Source organism: Pseudomonas sp. FSL R10-1339, from assembly GCF_009600545.1.
Classification (GTDB): domain Bacteria; phylum Pseudomonadota; class Gammaproteobacteria; order Pseudomonadales; family Pseudomonadaceae; genus Aquipseudomonas; species Aquipseudomonas bubulae.
The window spans coordinates 12,660-31,499 of sequence record NZ_WIVQ01000049.1; the positions used below are offsets into that span (position 1 = coordinate 12,660).

6 protein-coding genes and 1 pseudogene are annotated in these 18,840 nt (G+C 58.2%); all 7 read right to left on the bottom strand.

Annotation, left to right across the window (positions count from 1 at the left end):
- Nucleotides 1–21: 21 nt before the first annotated feature.
- A complete protein-coding gene (locus GHO03_RS15050; protein ID WP_095019993.1) occupies nt 22–1,431 on the bottom strand; it encodes an efflux transporter outer membrane subunit in 1,410 nt (469 codons plus the stop codon).
- Entirely contained in the window at nt 1,428–4,607 is a 3,180-nt protein-coding gene (locus GHO03_RS15055; protein WP_095023852.1) for an efflux RND transporter permease subunit, read from the bottom strand. Before GHO03_RS15055 ends, GHO03_RS15050 begins: the two co-directional genes overlap by 4 nt.
- A gap of 15 nt (nt 4,608–4,622) precedes the next feature.
- Entirely contained in the window at nt 4,623–5,867 is a 1,245-nt protein-coding gene (mexE, locus tag GHO03_RS15060) for a multidrug efflux RND transporter periplasmic adaptor subunit MexE (protein ID WP_095000340.1), read from the bottom strand.
- A 542-nt stretch (nt 5,868–6,409) separates the two neighbouring features.
- Nucleotides 6,410–10,874 (bottom strand): annotated as a pseudogene (locus GHO03_RS15065) (SpvB/TcaC N-terminal domain-containing protein).
- Nucleotides 10,871–15,604 (bottom strand): neuraminidase-like domain-containing protein, encoded by a 4,734-nt coding sequence (locus GHO03_RS15070; RefSeq protein WP_153400144.1) that lies wholly within the window; start codon nt 15,602–15,604, stop codon nt 10,871–10,873. Before GHO03_RS15070 ends, GHO03_RS15065 begins: the two are co-directional and overlap by 4 nt.
- 34 nt (nt 15,605–15,638) lie before the next feature.
- Complete coding sequence (locus tag GHO03_RS15075; protein ID WP_153400145.1) at nt 15,639–18,260, bottom strand: Tc toxin subunit A; 2,622 nt, start codon at nt 18,258–18,260, stop codon at nt 15,639–15,641.
- A 203-nt stretch (nt 18,261–18,463) separates the two neighbouring features.
- The coding region (locus GHO03_RS15080; RefSeq protein WP_153400146.1) for a TonB-dependent receptor domain-containing protein at nt 18,464–18,840 on the bottom strand (377 nt) is incomplete at its 5' end.

Below are 18,840 nucleotides of genomic sequence, written 5' to 3' on the forward strand. Positions count from 1 at the left end.
CAACCAAAGGAGCTCGTTGAATCAGTGCGCGCTGGCGACAGTCTCGGCTTGCCAGCCGCCGCCCAATGCTTTGTAAATAGCCACTACGCCGCGATACAGCTCAACCTCGGCCTGGGCTTGGCTGTCTTCTGCCGCAAGACGCTCGCGCTGGGCATCGAGCAGCACCAGAAAGTCCACCGTGCCTTCGCGATAGCGAATGGCTGCGAGGTCAGCTGCTGTACGACTTGACTCACTTTGACGTATTAACGACAGCAAGCGCTGTTGGCGTTTGCCGTAGTCACTGAAGGCGTTTTCCGACTCTTCCAGCGCCAGCAGTACTTGCTGCTCGTAACTGGCCAGGGCGCCATCGGCCTCTGCATCGGCACCGCGCAGTCGTGCCCGCACGCTGCCCAGGTCAAATGCAGGCCAGGTAATGCGTGGGCCCAGTGCCCAGGCATTGGCTGCTGCTGAACCAATTTGCGAGCCACGTCCGGCAGTAAAACCGAGGAAACCGCTGAGGCTGACCCGCGGGAACAGGTCGGCCTTGGCCACGCCGATACGGGCCGTCGCCGCTGCCAGTTTGCGCTCGGCACTCATGATGTCCGGGCGTCGTTGCAGCAGGTCGCCGGGATTGCCGATATTCAGCGCCTTGGCAATGGCCGGTAGCTGTTTGGGGCTCAGATCCACGCTCAACTGCTCAGGTCGCTGGCCCAGCAAGGTGGCGATACGATTGCGCTCGCGCACCTGCTCGGCCTGCAATTGCGGCACGCTGGCTTCAACCGAGGCAAGGCGGGCGTCAGCGCGCACCACGTCCAGCTGATCGCCAACTCCGGCGTCACGCAGGCTTTCAGTGATGGCCTTGGAGTCCTGCTGGTTTTTCAGGTTGTCCAGGGCGATGCGCTCGCGCAGCTGTGCACCCCGTAGTTCACCATAGGCATCCACCAGTTCGGCAATCATGGTCACTTGCAGTTGATACAGATCGGCCGCAGCCGCCTGTTCATCGGCATCGCTGGCCTCCAGCTCGCGCTGGATACGGCCAAACAAGTCGATTTCCCAGGCCATGTCCAGGCCCAGGTCATAGCGCTCGCTGTTGACGCGCTTCTCGGTGGTGCCCGGGATCTGGCCCTTGCCCACATCGCTGCTGGCGCGGCTGGTGATGGTCGGCATGATGTCGTTGCTGACATCATCGCGAATCGCCCGGGCCGCCCGCAGGCGGGCAAATGCCACGCGCAGCTCGCGGTTGCCGGCCAGAGACTGGGTCACCAGCTGGTTGAGGGTCGGATCGTCAAACTGTTGCCACCAGATCCCTTCAAAATGTGCCCGATCAAAGCCCTTGAGGTTGTCGGCACTGATCTGTGCCGGGGCCGTGGCCGGGGTCTTGTAGTCCGGGCCCACGGCGCAAGCGCTCAGGGCCAGCACCAACAGGCTCGGCAGAAAAACTTTCACGCTCATTGTTGCGACTCCAACGTGAGGTGCTTGGCCGCTTTGCGCGCTTCACTGCGCTCTACATAGCGGCGAATCAATACATAGAACACCGGCGTCAGCAGCAGGCCGAAGAAGGTCACCCCGAGCATCCCGGAGAACACCGCAACACCCATCGCATGGCGCATCTCTGCACCGGCACCGCTGGACAGCACCAGAGGCACCACACCCATGATGAAGGCGAAGGAGGTCATCAGAATCGGCCGCAGACGCAGACGGCAGGCTTCCAGCACCGCTGCCAGCGGGTCGAGGCCTTCTTCCTGTTTGTCCTTGGCAAACTCGACGATCAGAATCGCGTTCTTGCACGCCAGCCCCACCAGTACGATCAAACCGATCTGGGTGAAGATGTTGTTGTCACCGCCGGACAGAATCACCCCGGTAATCGCGGACAACAGTGTCATCGGCACGATCAGGATCACCGCCAGAGGCAAGCTCCAGCTTTCGTATTGAGCGGCCAGTACCAGGAACGCCAGCAGTACGCAGAGCGGGAACACAAACAGCGCGGTATTACCCGAGAGGATTTGCTGATAGGTCAGCTCAGTCCATTCGTAGGTCATGCCGTTGGGCAGTTCTTCCTTGAGCAGTTTTTCCATCGCCGCCTCGGCCTGGCCCGAGCTGTAACCCGGTGCTGCGCCGCCGTTGATTTCAGCGGTAACAAAGCCGTTGTAGTGCATCACGCGGTCAGGACCTGCGGTGTCGCTGACCTTGATAAAGGTCGCCAGCGGGATCATTTCTCCCTTGTTGTTACGCACTTTCAGCTGGCCGATCTGCTCGGGTTCGAGACGGAACTGCTGCTCGGCCTGCACATTCACCTGATAAGTCCGACCGAAGCGGTTGAAATCGTTGGCATACAGCGAACCCAGGTAGATCTGCAGGGTATCGAAGATGTCGCTGATGGCAACGCCGTGGGTCTTGGCCTTTTCGCGGTCGATAGCGGCATCGACTTGCGGCACGTTGACCTGATAGCTGGTGAACAACCCGGCCAGTTCCGGCACGTTATGGCTCTTGGCGATCACGTTCTGCACTTCTTTGTACAGCTCGTCATAGCCCAGACCACTGCGGTCTTCGACTTGCAGGCGGAAACCGCCAATGGTGCCCAGCCCCTGTACCGGCGGCGGCGGGAAGATGGCGATATAGGCGTCCTGAATGTCGGCAAACTGTGCGTTCAACGCGGCGGCAATCGCCGCTGCCGACTGACTTGGGTCCTTGCGTTCATCAAACGGCTTGAGCGGGGTGAACACGATGCCGCTGTTCGGGCTGTTGGTAAAACCGTTGATCGACAGGCCGGGGAAAGCCACCGAGTTGGCAACGCCAGGTTGCTTGAGAGCAATTTCGGACATGCGTTTTATTACCGCTTCTGTGCGGTCCAGGCTCGCGGCGTCCGGCAGTTGGGCGAAGGCCACCAGGTATTGCTTGTCTTGCGGTGGTACAAAGCCGGTGGGCGTGTGGGCAAAGCCAGCCCAGGTCAGCACCATCAAACCTGCGTAAACCAGCATGGCGATGCCGCTGCCACGGATGATCCGTCGCACGGTACCGACATAACCGTTACTGGCCTTGACGAAGAAGCGGTTGAACGGGCCGAACAACCAGCCACCGAACATACGGTCCAGCAGACGAGTGAAGCGGTCTTTCGGCGCATGATGGCCTTTAAGCAATACTGCTGCCAGTGCAGGGGACAGGGTCAGCGAGTTGAAAGCCGAGATCACCGTCGAAATGGCAATGGTCAGGGCAAATTGCTTGTAAAACTGGCCGGTCAGGCCCGAAATGAATGCGGCCGGGATAAACACCGCACACAGTACCAGCGCGGTGGCAATGATCGGTCCGGTTACTTCGCGCATGGCCCGCTTGGTTGCATCGACGGGGTTAAGCCCCAGCTCGATATTTCGCTCGACGTTCTCCACCACCACAATCGCATCGTCCACCACGATACCGATGGCCAGCACCAGTCCGAACAGGGACAAAGCGTTGAGCGAGAAGCCAAACATATGCATCACTGCAAACGTACCGATCAGCGATACGGGCACAGCGACCAGCGGGATAATCGAAGCGCGCCAGGTTTGCAGGAACAGGATTACAACCAGTACTACCAGGATCAGGGCTTCAAACAGGGTGTGGACTACCGCTTCGATCGAACCACGAACAAAGATGGTCGGGTCGTAAACGATGTCGAAATCCATGCCCTCCGGGAAGTTCTTTTTCAGCTCGGCCATCTTGGCGCGAACGTCATTGGAGATCTGGATGGCGTTGGAACCCGGACGCTGGAAGATCGGGATCGCCACCGCCGGCTGGTTGTTCAGCAAGGAACGCAAGGCGTACTGGCTGGAGCCCAGCTCAACCCGGGCAATGTCCTTGAGGCGGGTGATCTGGCCATCATCACCGGAGCGGATGATGATGTTTTCGAACTCCTCCTCAGTGACCAGGCGGCCCTGGGTGTTGACCGACAGCTGGAAGCTGGTGGCATTGGGGGCGGGCGGGGCACCGAGGGCACCGGCAGCCACCTGGCGGTTTTGCTCGCGAATGGCGGTCACTACATCAGTGGCTGTCAGGTTGCGCGAGGCAGTTTTGTTTGGATCGAGCCATACCCGCAGCGAGTAATCGCCCATGCCGAACATCTGCACATCGCCAATACCGTTGAGGCGCGCCAGCTCATCCTTGATATTGAGGATGGCGTAGTTGGACAGGTAGAGCATGTCGTAGCGCTTGTCCGGCGAGGTCAAGTGCACAACCATGGTCAGGTCTGGCGAGGCTTTGTCCACCGTGATGCCGATGCGCGTCACTTCTTCCGGCAGTTTGGGCTGGGTGCGGGTCACCCGGTTTTGCACCTGCACCTGGGCGTTGTCCAGGTCTGTACCCAGGGCAAAGGTGATGGTCAGGGTGATCTTGCCGTCAGCGGTGGACTGCGAAGACATATACAGCATGTTCTCGACACCGGTGATGGCCTGCTCCAGTGGTGCGGCCACGGTGTCACCGATCACCTTGGGGTTGGCACCGGGGAAGTTGGCGCGCACCACAACGGTAGGCGGAACCACTTCAGGGTATTCGCTGATCGGTAACTGGAACAGCGAAATGCCGCCCGCAATCAGGATAAGCAAGGAAAGCACAGCGGCGAAAATCGGCCGCTGAATAAAGAACTGGGAAAAATTCATCGGAGTTATCGTCCCTTAACCGCGAGGAGTCGCGACGCTGGCCAACTTCGGCGCGCCAGTGGCGGGCTTGATTTGTGGCAGGTTGCTGGCTTCCAGGGCTTGTCGTTGTTGTGCCAGGGCGGCGAGGGTCTGTTCGTTGGCCATCGGGATCACTTCAGGCGTTACCGGCGAGCCGGGGCGCACTTTCTGCAGGCCCTTGACGATAATGGTGTCGCCCTTGTTCAAACCGCTGCGAACAATGCGCAGGCCTTCGATTTTCGGGCCCAGGTCCACGGCGCGGTAGGTCGACTTGTTGTCGGCGTCCATCACCAGCACGAATTTCTTGCCCAGGTCGGTGCCCACGGCTTCTTCATTGATCAACACGGCGGAGTAGGTGGCGCTACCGACCAGTTTCAGGCGTGCATACAGGCCGGGGGTAAAGCTGCCGTCGGCGTTGTCGAACACGGCGCGGCCACGGATGGTGCCGGTTTGCGGGTTGACCCGGTTGTCGACGAAGTTCATCTGGCCCAGATGCGGGTTGCCGTCTTCGTTGGACAGGCCCAGGTACACCGGTGTGGTCTGGCCGCGTTGACCCTGACGGGCAAGCTGGTTGTACTTGAGGAACACACGCTCGTCAGCGTCGAAGTAGGCGTACACCTTGTCAGTGGACACCAGGCTGGTCAGCGGCGTGACATCGGCGGTGACGATGTTGCCCGCAGTGATTTCGGCACGGCTGACGCGGCCACTGATCGGTGCAGTGACGCGGGTAAAGCTCAGGTTGAGTTTGGCCAGGTCCAGTTCTGCCTGGATGGCCGCGACGCCGGCACGGGCTTGCTGGGCAGCGGTGGTGCGCGAGTCGGCCAGCTCTGCCGAAATGGCATTGCTCTGGCGCAGACGTTCGCCGCGCTGGGCTTCGTTGTCGGTACGGCTGGCATTGGCGCGGGCCTGTTGCACCTGGGCTTCAAGCTGACGCACGGTGGCCTGGAACGGGCGCGGGTCGATCTGGAACAGCAAGTCGCCCTTTTTCACCAGGGCGCCCTCGGTAAAGGCGACCTGATCAATCTGGCCCGACACGCGTGGACGAATTTCTACAGTCTCTGGAGCTTCCAGGCGACCGGTGAATTCATCCCATTCGTTGACCGGCTGTTCAAGCACCTTGGCCACACTGACTTTTGCAGCAGGAGCCGGAGCAGTCGCTTGGGGAGTTTTGCCGCATGCGCTCATCACCACAATGGCCAGGGCCGCGAGTGGGAAGCGCAAATGTTTAAGTGACTGTTCCATGAGGGGGAGTCCGCCGATCTATTGAGATGGGCGGATAATGCTGGCGCGAGTGCTGGCGCACGAATCGAACCCAGCGAAGATCAATATCATCCGGAATGATACAAAGCGTTACCAAGCTCTCTAGCCTGCGCTTTTTGTTAGGAAACTATCAATTAAATTCTGTGTTATTGCCAGCGTAGGGTGTGTTGCACGACGGGTAATAATAACCAATATGTACCACCTGCCACGCTGATTGCTTGCCTAGGCTGCGTGCGTCTTTGTGTCAGTCAGGTCACGCATCCATGTCTTCCCTTCATCGATTCACACCTTTACTCACGGCCTTCGATTCCCGGGGCTCAACTGTACGCACGGTGGCATACCACCGGCAGCGTGCTGGGGACGAACCCCAGGCGCGGCTCCATGCGGTTGATGTTTCGCCACCTTGGCGGGCCGCGCTATCTGGTGGTCGGGGTGCGTAACCTGCACTGATGATGCCCTCGCGTGCAAGCCTGGAGGATGACTATTGTGCTCCGGGCCCGGGCTTGCATCGCGATGTGGTTTGTTCAGCTTGAACCAGGCTCCCAGGTGTCGTTTTCATCTTCGCTGATGCTGTACCAGGTGCAATGGGTCTGGCGGCTTAGATGCCCCCTGGCGTTGAGCTTGCTCGTCATACGGCCCAACGGGTCATAGAACAGCTGATCGCAGTAGCCATCCCTGCGCCGGGCTTCATCATCGATAAAGCGATAGTGATCGGCGAAGTAAGGCCGATAGTTTCGAATGGCCAGGCCCTTGTTGTTGTATTCGACCCTGCCGCTGACCCGCCAGCGATGTTCGCTGAACGCACGCAGGGGCTTGCCGTCACTGTCAAGGCTCAGTCGCCCCGACGGGGCAACCACATACGCTTCACCCGCCGAGGTTTTCTGCTTGGTTTGCAGCTCACGTCCAAAGCCATCGGTGAACGTCAGGCTGATCCGGATTTGCCGGTTAACGCTGTCGTCGCTCGTCGGGTAGTTATCGGCTTGCAGCACAGCGGCATAGACCGGTTCGCGGCGTGCCTGGAGGATCTGTTCGATCAGTTGGCGATTCGCCGTGATGCTCATGTCCAGTGTTGCCAGGCGCATGCGGCCGCTGGCACGTATATATCCGTCCGGAGTCAGATATCCCTGCGCTACCCATTGTGTGCCCGGGGGGGGCTGCCGGGATGTGGCCCATCCAGTTGAAAGGGGCGTGGAAGCAGGCGCTGGCAGCATCGAGCAGCGCTGTTTGAGGGTTGTCGATGGCAAAAGCGGGGCTGTCATTGGCTGGGCGCCTGTAGTCCGTCAGCGGGGCGAATCCTGTTGGTTTGCCATTTTCCTGGCCGTAAACGCTGGTAACGTGCAACTGGCCGAATGCATCGTAGCGCGCTTGCCGAACAGTCCCCTGGGGGTCGGTGATTTCGATGGGCAACATTAATCGGTAGTCATAGACGGCTTGGGTGCTGCAACCGTCCACGGCCGTTACTGCGGCGATATGGCAACTGTAACGGTCATGGGTGAGTGTGGTCGCTGAGTGGCTTTCAGAGGCTCGCAACTGATTGGCCCGGTAGAAACCATGCACGTCGGTGTAACGGGTAAAGCCCTGTTTGAGTGACCACAGGGCTGGCGCTGCGCGGGTGTCTGTTGGCTCAGGCAGGAACAGGCTCATGGGATGGTAGTGCTCCTGGACGAGGGTGCTGGCCAGGTCGAACGGGGTTCCTCCGGGCAGTGCAGGCACATCGTCGTAGGCGGCAAGTGCCTGGTCGTCGAGTTCGGCCGACTCTTTGAAGGCCGTCAGCGCCTGAAAGCTGGCCTGGCCCGCCGGTAACGGGGCGTCACTCAGCGCCAGGCAGTAATACTGCACGGACAACCCCCCCAGAGTGCGCTGTGCCTGCGGTCGCACAGGGTTGTCAGCGGTGTTGCCGATTAACAGTTCATAGCTGGCCTGCGCGCTGTTGAGGGCTTCTTTTTCAAGCACCAGTGCATTGCTGCGTTGCCGGTAAGGCAGTTGTAGGCGCCAGCGTTGAGGATTGTCCAGATGAATGAACTGCGCCCGGATTTCACTGATGTAGTGCATCTGCTGGGCCGGGTCGTGGGTATCGCGCCACCAGGTCTGTTGATGGGCCTCATCGAATGGCGGCAGGTCGGATGCGCGCTTGCGGCGGGCGTAATTTATGGTTACCCCGTGTGTCAGGCTGCCATAACGATCCCGGCGCAGATTGATGATGTGCTGGCAGGCGGGGTCGGTTGCCTCGCGCTCGTAGCGGTAGACCCGTGACTCCAGGGCAAGTACCAGCAGGGATTCGGGCGTCTGCAATTGACGCAGCATATAGCGGTACTGGCTGACGGTAAAAGGCACTCGTGACGATTCCGGGTCGTCGGCCGCAAACACTTCTTCACGCAGTACCAGCCCGCTCAGTGCCAGAGCCATCCTGCGCCCGGAAGCAGGCGGTGGCAGTACGCTGTCTTGCTCCTTATCGGCTTCCAGGCGGGTCAGCAGTGTGTTGCCTGGCGCAAGGGCCAACCTGTCGCCCGCCCAGTATTGGTCCTGCGGCATATCAAGGGCTTTTCCGGTGTGAAACCAGGTCTTGCGCAGCAAGGGTGCGGTTGCTGCTTTGTCGAGTTTCTGGCCGGCAGGGCCCTCGGTGTCGGTTGCCATCAGCAAACCGAAGCCCTGGAACTTGCGTTCGAGACTGTCGTAGAAACCTTCCTTGTAAGTGAAGCGTTGGGTCAGCTGATTGCCGCTGATCTGATCCAGCTGTTGCTGCTCGCTGACCAGATGCAGCGCAAATGGCAGGCCACCGGTGCGCTGTGTCCGTTGCTGCTTTTCGTCCAGCCACTCCTGGGCACAGCTGCGGTAGGTAACCCGGCCTGATGCCCCCATGTTGTTGTCGGTACCGATCAACAAATAGGGTTTTTGCCGGACAAAGTCGTATCGCCAGTGACGGGCTGAAGGGAGAAAGACGGAGAGGATCAGGCTGGTGCAGCCCAGCCCTTGCAGGTCGGCCACACTGACCTGGCAAAAGCGGTCATGCCTGACCCCCTCGGGCCAGGGCAGCGGTGTGGGAACGGCTTGCAGGCCGTTGCCGCAGAGGTTCATGAAAATCAGTGCCCGATCGGGCTGAAGGTAGATCAGGTCACTGGCGCCGGAGCCATCCAGATCGGCCAGCAGTACTCGCGAGGCCTCGAATTCGGCGTAGGTGAAGGGCAGGGTGGCGAATACGAACCCTTTGCCAAATCGGCCCCGGCCCAGATTTGGCCAGCACTTGATTTCATCATGACGAATGCGCACCAGGTGTTGCTGGCCACTGCCCAGCAGATCGCTGAACGCCATCAGTTCAGTTTCGCTATTGCCGGGCAGTGGCAGATCGTTATCGGGATGCGGCATGTCCGCGGCAGGGGCAAAGCCCTGCGAGCCCTTGTTGCGATAGAGCCGCACACTGTTGCGGCCAATCAGCGCCAGGTCGTCAATACCGTTGCCCATCAGGTCGGCGAGCTGGGCTGTTGGCTGGAAGAACTCCTGCGGCAATGCTGCAAAAGGCGCGAAGTTTGCCCAGCTCCGGTCGTTTTCCAGGGTGAAAAAACCGCTCATGCCCGGCTGGGCGATGATCCACTCCAGCTGGCCGTCGCCATTGAGGTCCGCCAGGGACTGGTACAGCGCACCGGTCTGCTGCGCCACCGGGATACGCTCCAGCATTTGCAGCGGGCCATAGGCGACGTCATCAGGCTCGACCGGGTTGGCAGCCCGGACGGGTTCGCGGTAGTACCAGCTTTTGTCAGAGCGCCAGAGCACTCCCGGCAAGCCGTCGTTGTAGAGGTCAACCAGTTGATAGCGCTGGTTGTCGTTGATACCGTCCAAAGCGTCAAAGCGTTGATAGCCTGAAGGCATGCCAGTTAACTGGAAGTCGCTGTAAGTCAGCTCCAGGGGCGGCCAGTGGCAGATCTTTGCGCTGGCATCGCAGGCCTGGCTGTGCAGGGCCTGCAACAGGCTGCCTGCGGTTGCGGTGGTCATGTACTCCAGCAGCAGCCGGCGGGTCAACACCGGTTCGCGGCCCATTGCTGGCTCTTCAGGAAAGTAGTGGAACATCAGGACTTGCCGGCAAAGACGCCGGCTCGCCAGTTCAAAGCCATAGGCATAGTGACACAACGGATCACTGCGTTCCGGCCATGGTTGTTGCACGACATAGGAAGGGAGGCGAGTCAGATCAGTTGTGCGTTCGCCGTAGTCAAAGAGCAATTCAAAATGCCATTGTTTTTGCGCCGGTGTTTCAACTGTCCACAGTTCCAGATGCTCCCTGGGCATAATATTGGCGTAGCAGATACGGGCAAGGTAGCGCTGGGCGCTGTAGTCTCGAGGGCCACTGCCCCGGGTGTCAGCCTTGTACTGATAGTAGATCTGCTCGCCGTGGGGGTTGAGGCTTTCCTCAAGCAGCCATTTAGCAACATGGGCAGGCGCCTGCGGATCGGCGATGCGGGCCGCGTGCGTTTTGCCAAACAGGTACAGGTTGCCGTCTGCGCCCTGGACCAGCCAGAACCCTGCGGGGTCTGACGTCGATGACCAGTGCTCAATGCGATCGAAAGTGGTTTCGTGGCGTGGCAGGTAGCGCACCACAGTGTAGGTGGTGTTCAGTTGAAGCCCGTTGAAACGGCTGCTGGAACGGGTGTGCAGCATGCCTTGGGCTGTCCGTTCGGGGAGCAGTTCCGTACCTGACGGACCGATAAATACATCCTCACTGTCATAGGCGGGTACGCCCTTGAGCGTGCTGCGTGCAATCGAGCCAGCGAAGGCTGCCCAACCGATTCCGAACGGGCCATTACCCAGGGCACTGTTGTAAGTCAGGCTGATGGCCGGGTCGAAACCCCGGCCCGGCGACAGTGGCAGGGGAACCTCGAACGAGGCCGCACCGGTCATACCGACGGCTCCCCATGTGGTGCCGATACTTTGTATTGCGCCTCCGCCCTTGGGCAAGGACGGTGTTTGCACCTCGCCTGTGCCGTGTTGTTGGGTCGTCATCCCTGACCTCCTGCGCTTCTCGCGGTGTAGCGCACATGCACGATGATGTCGCTGAGGGAATTAAGCATGGATGACTGGGCTGCAGGGTTGGGAAACGCCAGTCGCCATTTGGACACTGCCCCGGTGTACTCGAAGGGCAGATAGCGTTCGTCATTATCGAAGTTGAGGGTGAACAGGCCGCTGTCATTGAGCCCTGTGGACAGTGCGACCTGCTCCCTGACCCGCATGTTGTCGAGCATATCGTCGTCTTTTGCAGACAGGTGGGTTCGGTTCCAGGTCTGGGTCAGGGTCGCGCAAATGTCTTCATAAGGTCCGAGCGTGGCAGGCAGCGAGACGCTGACGCTTTTTATCCGGCGCAGGTAATGACCGGGGTAGTCGTCGTCGAACAGCGCCTTGCTCAACTCAAAATCCACGGTGCCATTGACGATCATTTCGTGCTTCAGCGACGCCCAGTCCTTGTTCAGCGTGGGCACCCGATCCTTGCCATGCAACAGGCGCAAGGACAGGGTTTTGCTGATTTCCAGTTCACGCTGGTTACGTTGCATATAGGCAGTATTCATGTTCTGCAGGTCGAGCTTGAGCGACTCGCCTGCGGTCAGCCCCTTGAATTGATTGTGCCAGTGGCTGCTTTGGATAAAACGGGTGTTCCAGTCCGCACGTTCAAATTGCCAGCATGCCTGTGCGCTCAAGCACAACGAATGGGCTGCGTCGTAGGCCTGATAGTAGAAAGAAGCCAGATGACTATTGAGCCACTGATACAACTGTGCGCTGGAAAAATGCTTGTTGAGCACCTCGTAGGTGAATCTGGCCTGCTCCATAGCTGTTTCCGTGTGTCTGAGTTGCAAGCGCAGCACCGTGCTCTGCTGTTCGTGGGCCTGCAGTTGCAAGTCGGCCTGAATGAGCTCCTGACGGCACTGCTCCAGGGCCTGGGACCACTCCTGGACGCGGCGGTTGAACAGCGCTGTACGATCCAGATGACCGGCATTGGCGCGTTTTTCATTAGCCATATTTCGGGCCGCAGCCTGAATCGCATAAAAGGCGCCTTCATAGCGCATCCCGCCGTTGGAAGTGCCGAAAATATTGGGTGCCAGCATCGCCAGCCCTGCAGCAGCCTCGGCTACGGATGCTTTGGTTTCCCACTGTGCGCTTTCAAGATATTGCTGGCTGGCCTGTGCTTCGGCTGGAGAGATACCCTCATTGAGCAGTTTTTCGAAATACTGCTGGCGGCTTACCAGTACCTGGCGACCGGCCAGCAGCGCCTCGCGGTTGGCTTCGTCAGCCCGCATGCCCTGGCGTTGTTGATCGACGGCGATTCTGGCGAGGTCCCAGGCATGTTGTTGCTGTAACTGAAGGTGCTCGTTCTGCTCTTTGCGCTCGAACAGCACAAGCAGGGTATTACCGAGCTGGATGACATTCTCGACCAGGGTCGCGGCATGGGCATGGACAACCTGGTAGCGATAATGGCCGATTTCCCTGGTTTGTTGGCGGGTCGCAGACAATGGGTCAGAGCTGGCATTGTGGGCGTAGTGGCTCAACAGCAGGTGCGGAGCCAGCGCGGGTGCGAACAGTGCCTGTTGCAAGGGTTTTGCGCTGATACTGAGGTGATGTCGAAGGTTGTAGAGACGACTTTCAAGTTTGTCCCAGCGTGACACCAGATCCGGATTCAGGGGCAAGTACAGGGTGCTCTGGCTTGATGCGCCCAGATCCTGCAGGGTCATGGGTTGCCAGGGATCGGCTCGGCTGATTTGCGGCCTTGGCCCCAGCAGGCTACTGGCCCGAACGTACCAGAGCTTGGCCTCTGCCAGGCTATCGGCACTGGCTTGACGATAAGCGGCATCACCGCGATTGAGCAGGATGTCCAGGTACAACATATACAACGCTTGGCGGAAACAGGACGGGCTACTGAGGGCTATCTGGTGCGGATCGTCCGGGTTGTCCTGCTGGTAACCCGGCTCTGATTTGTCCTGGGTCAGGGCGGGCACTTTCCAATATCTTGAGTGTTGCTGCGGTTCAGTTGCCCTGCTTTCTGGATCGAAGATGTATTTGAGCCAGGATTGGGCCTCGGCATAACGCTGCTCCATGTTCAATCGGCAGGCCACCAGCCAAGGAAGGAAGAGGAACAACTCCCGGAAATACTTGCCATGGGCGCCATGAAAATCCAGGGAGTGGGGCTTGGCATTGCTGGTAAGCGCCGGTTCGTGCGATTGATTTGTGGCTATCGTAAACAGCCGGTCGAGACTGACATTGGCGGCGGCGCTCAGGTGTCTGCCAATAGTGGTGTTCAGGTGGATCGGCGCACGAAGGGTTCTCGGTGAAGCCACATCGCTGTACTTGAGAAGGGAGCCGCTGAAGTCGATAAACTCGGCTGTTCCTTCAGGCTGCGCCGGGCTGCGTGAGATTCTGGGCGCCAGAGGTGTAATGGGGGTGGCGTTATTGGGATCCAGTTTCAGTCTCAGTGACTTCAGTGCATAACCTCGCAGGCTGCGGCTGTTATGGCGTGTGTCCGTGTCGTAAATCAATACTCCGTGAAGGATCGTGATTGGCCGGGTACCCGTGCTTGCAATGCTGCTCACTTCCTCTTCAGGCCGTAGCGTTTCAGGATTGAGTTGAATATGGGCGCTGAACAGATGGGCCGGGGTCAGGCTTGTAAATACGCCGTTGAGTGCGCGGCGGGAGGTATTGGGTTCACCGACGATATAGCTGTTGTTGCGATGGATGTTGTAAGGGTGCGGTGTGTTTTCGTCCCGTGGAGTCATGATCACGGGCTTGTAGTGGCGGGTATATAACGTGGCAATGACACTATCAAATAACCAGTCGTTCTGACTGTTCACTTGCTCATTGAGTGTGGCGTAAAAATGAAGAGTAATGCGGTGGTCGGAATGAGCGTTTTCAAACAAGGTATTGAAAGCGTCGTATTCGATGTATCTGCCTTCCAGCGAAACGTTCCAGTCTTTGCGTACGGCACTTAACCTTTGCGGTTTTACGACGCTGAGGGCGTCGTCGGGAAATTCATATATCAGGCTGGAATAGGTAACGCCGGTTTTGTGACTGGTCATTGAGACCGATACCCAGCTGCAGGGTGGGATCAGTTCGGTCTTGAGAGTCAGCAGCGAGCTATGTTCCAGCTTGAGTTTGCCGCTGCTACCGGGAAGCGGGCGCAGAAGGGCAAGATGAAGAGTAAGTTCGGCCCGGTTGGTACTCGCCCTGAAGGTTACCGACTGCTGTTCGGGGAATGCTTTTTCAAGCCTGGCGTTGACTTCCAGCGCACAGGATGTGGTGTTGAAGACAATATCGCTGTGGTAGTGCTGGTCACTTATATAAGCCTGTTTGTTCTCGAAGTTCCATCCTGTAAATGCCGGGGTCGGGGTACTGCTGACGATGTCTGTTATTGCGACGGTTTCGCTGGTCGGGGCGTGGAAATTGAAATTTCGCGAATTGTTGTAGATGAACAGGGATAAATAACGTTTCGCCAGTTTTTCGTGTTCAGCGTTGGGTTTAAGGTCTGCCACTGTGCCCCTTGAGAATAACCGCTCACTGCTGAAGTCCTGGTCGAGTCTCACGGCCTGGAAAAAGTCGCTGCGGGTGTGATCCCTGCCGGCGACGGGCTTTTGCGGAGCATGGGCGTTCAGCCCTAAAAACAAGGATGCCGGGCTAGTACTGGTGTCCAGCACTGCCACTGTTTCAGTCGCCTGCATCAAGGCGTTCTGGTCCAGTTTGTTAAGCTCTTTCATCACGCAGTATTCATCACTGCACACCCTTGGCACGCTCCAGCTGCCATCGTATTTCATGTAGGAGAAGTAAAGGCGGAACTGAATGAAACGACTTTTCAGGTAGTTTTCCAGGCGTGCTTTATAGTTTTTTTCCGATTCGTCAGGCTCTGACCAGAAATAATCAGCGCTGTAACTGGCCGCTGCCGGGGATATGCATTGAGCCCAGACAACAAACAGGCGGTTGTTAAAGCAAATCGGACGGACGCTGTGCTCCGGGATGTTTTCCGAGGCAGGCAGAGGTATTTTTTTCCAGTCAGACCAGGCTCCGGGCTGTGGTGCGTCCTGCTTGAGGGCAGGGGCACTCCCTGTGGCGGGATGCAAGTAGCGCCTGGACAGATCCAGCGAGCGCCAGTAGTAAGTGTTCTCGACAGTTGATCGGGCAACAAAGTAGTAAGTGCTCTCGGCGAACCTGTCTTTTTCACCATCAATGTAACCATTCAGGGTCTTGAGGCTGCAGATCTCTTCAAATCGGGCCAAGTAGCGTTGAATGGCAGGCAGTATATTGTCCGAGTTAATTCGACATTGATTTATGTCGTTCTCCAGCTGCTGGAAACTTTCGGTTTTATCACGGCGTAACATCGGGTTCAGATAGTTGGCCGGAAAGCTGCGCAACTGTTGAATCGCACGCCAAACCGAATAGGCATGCAGATTGTTGCGCCAGGTGTTTTGTTGTTTGGTTGTCATGCCAAGTTTTTCGTAGCCAGGCTCCAGCCCCACTGAAATGGCGTTGATATATTGCTGCAGGCTGGCAATGGCGCTGGCCACACGACTGGTAGGCACTGCCTGACTGACTTGCACATCCAGCAGCCAGTAGGTGTACAGGTCGTTGGCGTTGTTGATTGTGTGCTTGCGAGCCGGTGTTTGCAGGGTGGTGTCTTCAGGCAGCACGTAGGTGAGGTAGAACGCGAGCAAGGCATCGCGCAGCTGCTCATTGAGTTGCCGGTGGCGTTGGTCAGACATGGACATTCCTCGGAAAGATGTATGAGCGTTGCGCTCATGGGGCGGTGGCGAAGACGGCGCTGCCGACCTGCTGCCAGTCATCGGAACTGAAGGTGGCGGTCAAGCCTGTCGCCATCAGCAACATGCTTGCCGAAAGACCTGTCTGCCTGGCGGTCTCATGGCAGCGCATCAGCCAGTCCAGTTCAGTCATCGAGCGCACGCGTTTTTCCAGCAGGGGCTTTATCAATACCTCTATCTCGCTGGCGTTCCACCCCAGCATCTGGGCCAGCAATTCGCTGGTTTGCGAGTTCAGACCGGTTTGTTCGCCGTTCTGGTTTTGAGGGTTGGCCTGGTTCAGGTAATTGAGCAGTGTGGCGTGGTTAATCCCGTAAACGTCGCTGAAATGACTGAACCTCTGGAACAGATACAGGGTGCTCAGGGTTAATTTGAGGGTTGAATGTGCCGATTGCTCGGACTCCAGCCAACCGGGGTCAAGCAGAAAAGCCTGCAGGGCTTCACGGCTGATGGGCAGTTGCAGTTCGGTTTCTGCATGGGGAAAGAACAGCAGCAGGTGTTTGAGGGATTCATTGGGTTTATCACTACCAAGGGCACTGGCGAAAATACGCGAAGCTTGCCTGAAGGCCTGTTTCATCAGCTCGGGGGCCTCGCTGGCCAGGGAGGTATCCTTGAGTAATTGATCTATTTCTTTCTTGAAAGGATGCAATTGTGAGTAGGCTGCGGACAGCTGCGTATTGAGTGTCTGCTTGACCCGGGCCTTGAGTGCCTGGTTGCGCACCGCATCGGGGCTCAGGTTGACGTATTTGTCGACCATGTAGGCCACGCCTTTTTCCAGGCTGTCCGCTTTCGGTTGCGCGGGCAGCATGGACTGGGCCCGGAGCAGTCCTTTGGCCAGCAGCACATTCCAGGTGTAGGCAAGGGGTTTGCTACCGGCTTCCGGTTGCGGCAAGTCCAGCTCATCGAGTGTGGATTGCGCCAGCAGATATTGGGGCATGCGTTGCAACACCGCCTCGACCTGCGTGAGCCGCTGCTGTACGGAGGAGGGCAGCAACTTGGTCTCCAGTAACAATTGCTGGCGTAACTGTTGAACGCTTTTACCGCTGTCATTGAGCCAGCTAACCGCCCAGTCCAGTTGCATCAATACATCGAGAAAGTCCGCTGGCGAGTTGCTGCCTGACTGACGCAAGCCCGGCTTGACCAGTTGCTGGTGGTAGGTTTTGCCCCCCAGCAACTGGCACAGATGATCGCAGTCCATGACTGACAGTCCGAACATTGCGGGTAATGTGGCCTGTCGGTAAAAGCTGGAAAACGTCTCGATATTCCGGCGAGGCGTGGCGAAATATTGCTTGGTACGGGTTTTCAGCAACCCCAGGGACTGTGGTGTGTCTTCGAGGCCCAGAGCGCCACAGGCCCGATACAGAACCCCTTGTGTCGTACCGAGATCCAGCGGCTGGTTGTCGAGAGTCAGGGGGGCGTTGAGCCAGTGCGGCGGGTTGAACACCTGGTCGAATAGCGATGGGTGTTGCCCGACCCCATGAACGGGCATGTGATAAAGCCATGCCGAAAATGTTCCGGGCGTCAGGCCATAGCGTTGGTTCAGATAGCGAAAGACACCCATTGCACGCAGGCTGTTGTCGTTGATGGCAAGGTGTTCAGGGCTGCTGCCTTCACAACCGGCGATGCTATAGAGCAAGGTATCCAGATCTGCGAAAGGCATATCGAGCCAGCGTTGCAGGCGGATCATCCGTTGCAAACGGTCATGACGCTGTGGAGTTGTGTTTTGCAGGTGGTTTTTTTTTGATGAGTCGATGCTCAGGCCCAGTTTCTTTTGCCCTGTTCTGTAGGGGCCATTGATAAAGCGAGCGCCTGCAGTGTGATCCCGGGCAATCTGATCTGCCGTCTGCACGACGTTGCCAGACAAGCGCGGCTGATAGCTGGCGTGGGCAAGCAGTTCATGGAACTGCTCGGTGCTCAGACCGGTGTGCTGCATGAACTGTTGTTGGTCAGTGATGGGCTGGCTGTGGCCATAGTGTTTTTTATAAAAGGTGTCTGTGCCCTGTTCTTCAAAGTCCTCGGTCAACAGGTTTTGTTGTGCAGGGCTGAGCAGGGTGAGCAGACGCTGCGCCTCATAGGCTTGCTGCTGCACCGTGCCGTACTTGTTCTCCGGCTGCTGGTCATAGGGCAGTTTCAGGCTGATGCGATAATTCAATGCACCAAGCCCCGGCTTGTTGCCCGCAAGCCCCAGCACGCATTGCTGATGGGCCAGGTCGAAAGGCAATTCAAGGGGGTAGCGTAATTCGGCCAGCACCTGATGCACCGTGCGGCCGCCATGAATGTCGCGATGCGTGTCCAGGTAGGTTTTGACCGGTGCGTTCAGGGCCTCGTTGACCAGCGTCAGCAGTGGCAACTGACGGGAAGTGTTTTCAGCATTGATCACCAGTTCCTTGAGCGCAGGTACACGTTGAGCGAGGTTGATTTTGTCTTGAGTGCCTTTGCCGGTTTGCTCCACTTCCAGGGCAAACCGGTAGAGCGCCTGCAGATACGCCGCGGGCGAGTCGACTGCGGCGAGGGAAGTCGGTGAGCAAAAGGTATCCCAGTCGTCTTTGAACAGGGCTGACCAGGTGGGGCCCGAGTCGGGAGAGGCGGTGTCCGTTGGCATGGTAAATCTCCTGTGCACGCAGTGGGTGATCCACGGCGCGTGCAGAAAATTAGCATTGCCATACCTGGCGTCTCGGCCAGCTGAAAGCACCGAGAAGCTTGGGAATTGTCGCTGAATGACAAGCGTTCGTGTGTTCCGGACGCAGGCCTTTTATGCAAGAGGGTGAAGGCAGGAGGCTACATGCCCCCTGCAATGCAGCATGATCAGAAGTTGATCGAGGCACTCAACCTTGCCGTCAGCGGCGCGCCCTGGAAGACATAGTTATCGCCCATGTATTCGCCCACATCGCGCCAGTAGCGCTTGTCGAACAGGTTATCGACGGTCAGGCGAAACACCGTGTCATAACCTTCGATTCGGGTGCTGTAGCGGCTGCCGATATTGAAGATGGCGTAGGCGTCGGCCTGTACCGTACCCACCTGGCTGGCGTATTTCTTGCCGCTGTACTGCACGCCGCCCAGCAGGGCCAGGCCGTCGATCCAGGGCAGGGCGTAGTCGCCGTAGAGGCTGGCGCGCAGGGTGGGTACGTTGATGGTCTGGTGGCCTTCATATTCGGGCGTGCCGCTGCCGCTGACCCGGGAAT

What these genes read in the sequence shown, in the direction of transcription:
- GHO03_RS15050 (WP_095019993.1), bottom strand. Translation starts at nt 1,431, where the DNA reads ATGAGCGTGAAAGTTTTTCTGCCGAGCCTGTTGGTGCTGGCCCTGAGC.
- mexE (WP_095000340.1), bottom strand. Translation starts at nt 5,867, where the DNA reads ATGGAACAGTCACTTAAACATTTGCGCTTCCCACTCGCGGCCCTGGCC.
- GHO03_RS15055 (WP_095023852.1), bottom strand. Translation starts at nt 4,607, where the DNA reads ATGAATTTTTCCCAGTTCTTTATTCAGCGGCCGATTTTCGCCGCTGTG.
- GHO03_RS15075 (WP_153400145.1), bottom strand. Translation starts at nt 18,260, where the DNA reads ATGCCAACGGACACCGCCTCTCCCGACTCGGGCCCCACCTGGTCAGCC.
- GHO03_RS15070 (WP_153400144.1), bottom strand. Translation starts at nt 15,604, where the DNA reads ATGTCTGACCAACGCCACCGGCAACTCAATGAGCAGCTGCGCGATGCC.